The sequence below is a fragment of the Demequina sp. genome (assembly GCF_024642165.1).
Lineage (GTDB): Bacteria > Actinomycetota > Actinomycetes > Actinomycetales > Demequinaceae > Demequina.
In genome coordinates this window covers 1-6720 of record NZ_JAHEBP010000113.1, presented here as the reverse complement: position 1 = coordinate 6720, position 6720 = coordinate 1, and the positions used below count along the sequence as shown (strand labels likewise).

9 protein-coding genes are annotated in these 6720 nt (G+C 71.9%); 4 read left to right on the top strand and 5 right to left on the bottom strand.

The window, feature by feature from the left end; translation table 11 throughout:
- Nucleotides 1-481 (bottom strand): alpha/beta fold hydrolase (locus Q0L54_RS09575; protein WP_296667594.1); only part of this gene is annotated, 481 nt, incomplete at its 3' end.
- A gap of 87 nt (nucleotides 482-568) precedes the next feature.
- On the opposite strand from Q0L54_RS09575, the gene Q0L54_RS09570 reads away from it, so the two are divergent.
- From Q0L54_RS09570 to Q0L54_RS09555, 4 genes are all read left to right on the top strand, one after another.
- The gene (locus Q0L54_RS09570) at nucleotides 569-1129 is read left to right on the top strand and encodes a sigma-70 family RNA polymerase sigma factor (RefSeq protein WP_296667592.1); all 561 of its coding nucleotides are present in this window, start codon (nucleotides 569-571) and stop codon (nucleotides 1127-1129) included.
- Nucleotides 1126-2013 (top strand): hypothetical protein, encoded by an 888-nt coding sequence (locus Q0L54_RS09565; RefSeq protein WP_296667591.1) that lies wholly within the window; start codon nucleotides 1126-1128, stop codon nucleotides 2011-2013. Before Q0L54_RS09570 ends, Q0L54_RS09565 begins: the two co-directional genes overlap by 4 nt.
- A gap of 107 nt (nucleotides 2014-2120) precedes the next feature.
- On the top strand, nucleotides 2121-2747 hold the full coding sequence (locus tag Q0L54_RS09560) for a hypothetical protein (RefSeq protein WP_296667589.1): 627 nt from the start codon (nucleotides 2121-2123) through the stop codon (nucleotides 2745-2747).
- The gene (locus tag Q0L54_RS09555) at nucleotides 2744-4237 is read left to right on the top strand and encodes a hypothetical protein (RefSeq protein ID WP_296667587.1); all 1494 of its coding nucleotides are present in this window, start codon (nucleotides 2744-2746) and stop codon (nucleotides 4235-4237) included. The genes Q0L54_RS09560 and Q0L54_RS09555 overlap by 4 nt, the downstream gene beginning before the upstream one ends.
- A gap of 2 nt (nucleotides 4238-4239) precedes the next feature.
- Here the strand turns inward: Q0L54_RS09555 and Q0L54_RS09550 are convergent, their stop codons facing one another.
- From Q0L54_RS09550 to Q0L54_RS09535, 4 genes are all read right to left on the bottom strand, one after another.
- Nucleotides 4240-4773 carry a SprT family zinc-dependent metalloprotease gene (locus tag Q0L54_RS09550; RefSeq protein WP_296667586.1) on the bottom strand — a complete coding sequence of 178 codons (534 nt, stop codon included), beginning with the start codon at nucleotides 4771-4773 and terminating at the stop codon, nucleotides 4240-4242.
- A 71-nt stretch (nucleotides 4774-4844) separates the two neighbouring features.
- Nucleotides 4845-5369: a hypothetical protein gene (locus Q0L54_RS09545; protein ID WP_296667584.1), complete on the bottom strand. Its 525-nt coding sequence runs from the start codon at nucleotides 5367-5369 to the stop codon at nucleotides 4845-4847.
- Nucleotides 5370-5371: 2 nt separating this feature from the next.
- The gene (locus Q0L54_RS09540; RefSeq protein WP_296667583.1) at nucleotides 5372-6472 is read right to left on the bottom strand and encodes a branched-chain amino acid aminotransferase; all 1101 of its coding nucleotides are present in this window, start codon (nucleotides 6470-6472) and stop codon (nucleotides 5372-5374) included.
- A gap of 9 nt (nucleotides 6473-6481) precedes the next feature.
- On the bottom strand, nucleotides 6482-6720 hold a 239-nt coding region (locus Q0L54_RS09535; RefSeq protein ID WP_296667581.1), incomplete at its 5' end, for a type II toxin-antitoxin system death-on-curing family toxin.

Genomic DNA, 6720 nt, shown 5'->3' with positions numbered 1-6720 from the left:
GGGCCACCAGCGCCGCGGGGCCCAGCGCCGCGGCCTCGAGCTCCAGCCGCCCGCCCTGCGCCATGCCGCCGTACCAGTCGAGCCCGCCGGCCTCGAACGGAGCGAGGCCCGCGATCGACACCGCGGCCCGAACGCGACCGCCCAGCGACGCCGCGCACGCGAGAGCGTGCGGACCGCCGCCCGAGTGACCCACGACGGCGAACCGCTCCACGCCCAGCTCGTCCGCGACGGCGGCGACATCCTCCGCGACGTCGGCTACGCATCGTCCCTCCTGGCGCGTGGACCCGCCATATCCCGGACGGTCCAGCGCGACCCAGCGGATGCCGCGGTCGGTGGCGGGCTTCATCAGCGGGCCCGGCGGCTGGCCGATGTTGGGCGTGCCGTGATGCCAGAACAGGACCAGAGGGGCGTCGCGCGGGCCGTCCTCGTACCAATGGACGATGCGGCCGTCGGGCCGGGTGAGATCGCCGTCGCGGGCCATGCACCGAGGGTAACCGCGAGCCTTGGCAGGACGCACCCAACGCTACGGCGAGAGGATGCGTTCTAGGGGCTGAGGTGGGGAGGTCCGATGGCCGGGTGGGGAGACACGCTGGGGACGCTGATGCGTGAGCGCGGCGGCGCGCTGTTCGCCTATGCGTATGTGCTGACCGGCGATCCTGACGCGGCGGAGGACCTGGTCCAGGAGGCCCTGGTGCGCGTGTTCAAGCGGGGGCGCGCGGTGATGACGCTCGACGCTTCGCACGCCTACGTCAAGCGGGCGATCCAGACCGCCTTCATCGACACCCACCGGCGCGCGACCGCCCGCCCCCAGCGTGACAACCGCGACGCGGAGAGCGTCGCACCCGACCCGACCCGTGCATCGTCCCTCCACCAGGCGCTCGTGGAAGCGGTCCTATCCCTGCCCCCGCGCGAGCGGACGTGCGTGGTGATGCGGTACTTCGACGGCCTCAGCTCCGTGGCGATCGCGCAGGAGTTGGGCATCGCACCGGGGGCGGTGCGGCGCTATCTGCACGACGCGATCGCCACGCTCCAGCGCACGCACGGCGACTTCGGGCTGGATCCGGCGGACGCGGCGGAGGGCGGGGTCGAACATCACGCATTGGTCACCACGAAGGGAGGCCGGCGGTGAACGCGCTCGAGCAGGCGATGGAGCACCAGGCACGTACCGGGGTCAAGCTGTACGAGCAGCGGGCCGATGCGATGGTCGGGCCCGCGGTGACACGGGTGCGGCGCGCCCGGACGATGCGCGGCGTGGGTCTCGCGGCCGGCGCGGCGGCGGTGCTGGTGGTGGCGCTCGTGGGGGTTCTGACCGTCGGCGGTGGTGGGCGGATCGCCCCCGCGGCGCCGGAGCCGATGCCGGTGGCCGTGCCCCAACCATCGGCCGTCTATCCGCTCCTGAGCGCACAGGTCGAGGAGCGCACCTGGTACTACCAGGACGAGCGCGCGGAGCGGGGACTGCACTGCAGCCTGTGGTCGGTGTTGAATTCGAACTACAAGCTGATTTCCGGTACCACGTCGAGGCGTCTCGCGTCGTGCGAGACGTTGTGGCTCGACCAAGGCCGGATGGTGACAGGCACCGTGGTCTCGAGCGACCAGCTCACGTTCGCCTGGACGATGACCAACCTGCGCTCGGAGCCGATCACCGTGGACGTCGCGTCGGCGACGCTGGCGATCGAGCTCGACCCCGATGCAGTTCCCGGCGTCACGTTTCGGGACGTCGCGCAAGGCGACGACTATCTGGTCGGTCCCACCTTCTGGAAGACCGATACGTCCCGCCTCGCGGTCGTCGCGGTCACGCCGGAATGGGTGGAGCTCGCGCCGGGGACTTCCCTCACGGGATCGGCGCAGGTGCCGCCCTCCCTGAGCGTGAACGACTCCGCGGCGGCTCGTGAGGGCGCACTCGTGTCGCTGACCGTGCGACTGGCGTACAACTATGCGAACTCGGTCATCGCCTACGAGCAGGACGACGAGACGGTGCTCCTGCTTGAGGTGCCGCTGAGCCAGGAGGGCTGAGCGCCGCCAAAGTCCCGCCCAGGGTCACCTGCGGGCCGCGACGGCCGGCGATGGCGCCAGGCCCGCGCGCCCTGAGACAATCAGGAGAGCACGGCAGGGAGGCCGGAATGCGCGGATGGGAACGCACCCTCAGCGCACTGATGCGTGCCCACGGCCGCGAGCTCTACGCCTACGCCTTCGCGCTCACCGGCCACGCGGGGTCCGCGGACGTGATCTTGGAGGATGCGCTGGTGAGCGTGCTCCAAGGCGCGCGAGTCCGATCCCTCGAGGGTGCGCGAGGCTCCGTGCTGCGCTCGATGCGGCATGCGCTCGCCCACAACAAGCATCGTGCCCCTCCCGGAGCGGGCGCGGGACCCGCGCTCGACGAGATCGCTCAGGCGCCGGAGCTCGACGTCGCCGTCGCCGCCTCCGCCATGCACCGGAACGTCGCGGCCGCGCGCGCGTACGTCGAGGCGCACCCGATGCGCGAGGACCCGGACCCGGTGGACGGGCTCATGCACGGGTTCTCCGCGCTGCCGGCGGCCGAGCGCGTCTGCGTGGTGATGCGCTACCTCGACGGCCTCGACGCGGAGTCGATCGGAGCGGAGGTGGGCCTCGACGCGGATGTGGTGCGGGCCCGCCTGGTCCACGCGGTCGAGACCTTGGAGGACTGGGGCTTCGGGCAGTCGCTCGACGCCGAGGACGCCGCCTGGGGCGGCAGCGAGTTCGTCGACGTCACCGGACGGCGACCATGACCTCGCTCCTCGAGGCCGGGCTCCGGCGCAGCGTCGAACGAGGCGAGACCACCGCCTCCGAGAGGGTCGATGCGGTCGCGCTCGCGACGCACGTGCGGCTCGCACGGGTGGCGACCTGGCGCCTTCGTGCGGGCGCCGTGGCGTCGTTGGTCGCGGCGTTCGTCATTCTCTTCGGGGTGGCTGGTTGGCGGACGGGCAGCGCCGATGCGGAGATCGCGGCCCGTGCGAACGCCCAGATCGACAAGGGGGAACCCCTGGTGCCCGTGGTCTCCCCGGTGCGGGCGAGCACCCTGATCGCCACCATGACCCCGCGCACCCGCGGCGAAGCGGTGGAGCAGCCGGCCCAGGAGGCGTTGCTGTGCGGTCTGATCGGGATCGACGAGCCGGCGCCTTCCACCTGCGCGGCGACCTGGGTTGCCGGAGAGCAGTTGCTCGATGGCTCGGCGACCGTGGTCGACGTGGGCGCGGACGGCTCCGCGACCATCGACTGGGAGATCGGCAACGTCTCGTCATCGGGGACGCGAATCGACCTCGCGACCGTTTCGGTGGTTCTCTTGACCGAGCCGGACGGCATCGCGCCGGTCGCCCCCGAGGTCGATGGCGACGGTGCCTCCGGCACCTCGCTGTGGCTCTCCGACACCACGCGCGCACTGGCGCCCGCGAGCGCAGCACTGGGCTGGACCTTGTGGCCGGGCGCCAGCGCGTACGGGTACGCCAGACTGCCCGCCGGCTCGGTCGCGCGCGGCGAGACGGTCGAGGTGACTCTGCAGGCCCGGCTCGCGTCACCATCCCCCGGCGGCTCCTCCGTGGCGATCGAGGTGGCGGGGACGGCCGCGGCGCGCTCCGCCACCGTCGAGCAGATCCTCGCCGGTGCCTCTCCCCGGCAGATCGGTGAGACGGCTGAGGGGAGGCTCGCTGCGCTGGTGTGCGAGCCACCCGACCCCGACGGCCTGCTCGGCGAAGTCGACACCATCGCGGTTCCCGGCTGGACCTCGACGCCCGATTGCTCCGCCCTGTGGCTCGCACCCTCGGAGGCGCCGCTCCAGCTCCATTCGCTGACCTCAACGGCGGACCGCTCGCCGTACACGCGCGAGGTCCGCTGGCGTGCGCGCAACGTCACAGCGGAGCCGCTCGCCGTCGACACGGACGGCGGGTTCGTGGTGCTCGAGCTGGAGCCGGCGGAGAACCTGCTGGCGGAGCGCAACTGGGAGACGGTGACACCGAGGCTCGCCCGCATCGGAGCGCTGTGGACCAGCGGGACCACCCGCGCCGCGTCGCTGCGCGGCAACGGCGACACCGCGCTCCTCCAGCCCGGGGAGGAGGTCACCGGTGAAGGGATGTTCACGGTCACGCGGTCGGGCGAGTTCCCGGAGGCCGTTGTCTCACCCTGGGGGTACCAGCTAGGGGCGTCCCGTGTCAGCCTGATGGTGCTGATGCGCCTCCCGGGTGACGACGGCCGCGTGCTGCTCCTCGAGCTCCCCGCAGGCTGACGTCAGCGGGGCGAGTTGAGCTCCGAGCGGTGCTCGCGCCACGGCGGCAGGTACCGGTCCATCAGCGCGTAGAAGCCAGGCCCGTGGTTGGACTCCAGCAGGTGCGCGAGTTCGTGCACCACCACGTACTCGACCAGGTGGTACGGCTGCCGGGCGAGTTCGACGCTGAATGTCACCGACTTCTTGGACGAGTTGCAGCTGCCCCACCGCGAATGCATGATCCGCAGCCGCCAATCCGGGTACGCCACTCCCATGCGAGGAACCCACTCGTCGAGCAGCTGCGCCACCACCGGTCGCAGCTCCCGCCGCAGCGCGTCCGCCGCGGGCCCCGGCGACAGCGGGACCGGCCGCGCGAGCGCCTCGGCCTGCTTGGCCGCGATCCACTCCGACTTGGAGCGCACCCACGAGTCGATGTCCCGCTGCGCCATCCGGTGCGGCGCGCTCACCCGCACCTCGCCGGTGCCGGCGCGGACCACCATGCGCACGTTCTTCATGCGCTTACGGGTCAGCGTGTACTCGGGCATGGAGGACGGCATGGAGAGAGGCTACGCGCGCGCACCGACATCGGGATCCGACATCGGGATCCGACATCGGGATCCGGCATCGCTCAGGCCGGGCAGTAGTCGAAGAACGCCGTCGCGTAGCCGGCCGCCGCGAGCCCGTCGATGAGCGCCTGGCCCTGCTCCTCGAAGTCCGGGGCAGCGAACCACGTCGCATCGTCCCCCACGACCCGATAGTCCTCATTGATGTAGCCCTGCTCGCAGGCATCGCGGCGCAGCTCGGTGTCCGCGGCCCAGTCGACCGGCAGCCCGATGGGGATGTCGGCGCCGGCGACCGCGCACGTCACGCCGTCGAGCGATCCCTCGCACGGGAATCCCGCTGCGTCGAAGGCCTCGATGAGGTTCTCGTCGGTGACGGTCACGAGCGGCGACGGCGCGTCCGACGATTCGACGGGCTCCGGGGTGACGGTCGAGTCGGGCGAGGCGGTCGGGGTGCCCGTCGCCGATGCGCTCACCTCTGGCACCGCCGATGCGACGGCCGCGGGCGTGGGTGTGCCGCCGTCCAGGTCGCTCGCGCCCGAGCACCCGGCGAGCACCAGGGCGCAGACGGCGGCCCCAGCCAGCGCCCGCATCGTCACACCACCCGGTGCATCCAGCCGTGCGGGTCCTCCGCGCGCCCGTACTGGATGTCGGTGAGGCCCGCCAGCATCTCGGCGGCGACGGACTCACCCTCGGGACCCTGCACCGCCAGGTCGAAGTCGTCGGACACCAGCCGCGCGATGGGCGTGACCACCGCGGCCGTGCCGCAGGCGAACACCTCCACGATCTCTCCGGACTCGACGCCCGCGAGGATCTCCGCGAGCGGGATGTCGCGTTCCTGGACGCTGCGCCCGGAGTCCCGCAGCAGGGTCAGGATCGAGTCGCGGGTGACGCCGGGAAGGATGGTGCCGGTGAGCCGGGGGGTGACCACCGAGCCGTCGGCGCGCACCACCACCACGTTCATGCCGCCCAGCTCCTCGATGAACTTGTTCTTCTTCGCATCGAGGAACAGCACCTGCTGGCACCCGTGGGCCTTGGCCTCGGCCTGCGGCGCCATCGACGCCGCGTAGTTGCCGGCCGTCTTGGCCTCGCCCGTGCCGCCCGCGATGGCGCGGTGGTAGCTGCGCGAGACCCAGATCGACACGCCCGCGTCACCGCCGGACATGTAGGCCCCCACGGGCGACGCGGTGACCAGGAACTCGACCTCGTTCGCGGGCTGAACCAGCAGGCTCGCCTCGGTCGCGATCATCACCGGCCGCAGGTACAGGCTCGCGCCCGGCTCCTCCGGCACCCACGCCTGATCCGCGGTGACGAGCGACTCGAGCGCGGCGATGAAGTCGCCCTCATCCAGCTCTGGGAGCGCCATGCGGCGGGCCGAATCGGCCATGCGCGCGGCGTTCGCCTCGGGACGGAACAGCCACACCGAGCCGTCCTCGTGCCGGTAGGCCTTGAGCCCCTCGAACACCTGCTGGGCGTAGTGGAGCACGGCGGCGCCGGGGTGTAACGCGAGCGGGGCCAACGGGACGATGCGCCGGTCGCGCCAGCCCTCGCCGTCGCGCCAGCTGACGCGCGCCATGTGATCGGTGAACACCTTGCCGAACACGGGCGCCTCCATCAGCGCCGCGCGGTCCTCGTCGGCCACGGCGCGGCGGTTCGGGATCACGGTGAACGATGCGAGCGGTGCGGACGTCTCCATGCGTCGAGCCTAGCCCCGGGTTGCGTCCGCGTCGGGCGGCTCGACGGCCCGCAGGCGAGCCGCAATCTCGGCGACGTCGGCGAGGCTCCCATCAGCGATCCCCATGGTCAGATCGAAGAGATCCTTGTTGTCGAGCGTCGATGTCGCTCCGTTGATCTCGAGGAACACGAGCGCGGCTATCGCCGCCAGGCGCTTGTTGCCGTCGACCAGAGCGTGGTTGGCGCACACCGAATGCATGAGCGCTGCGG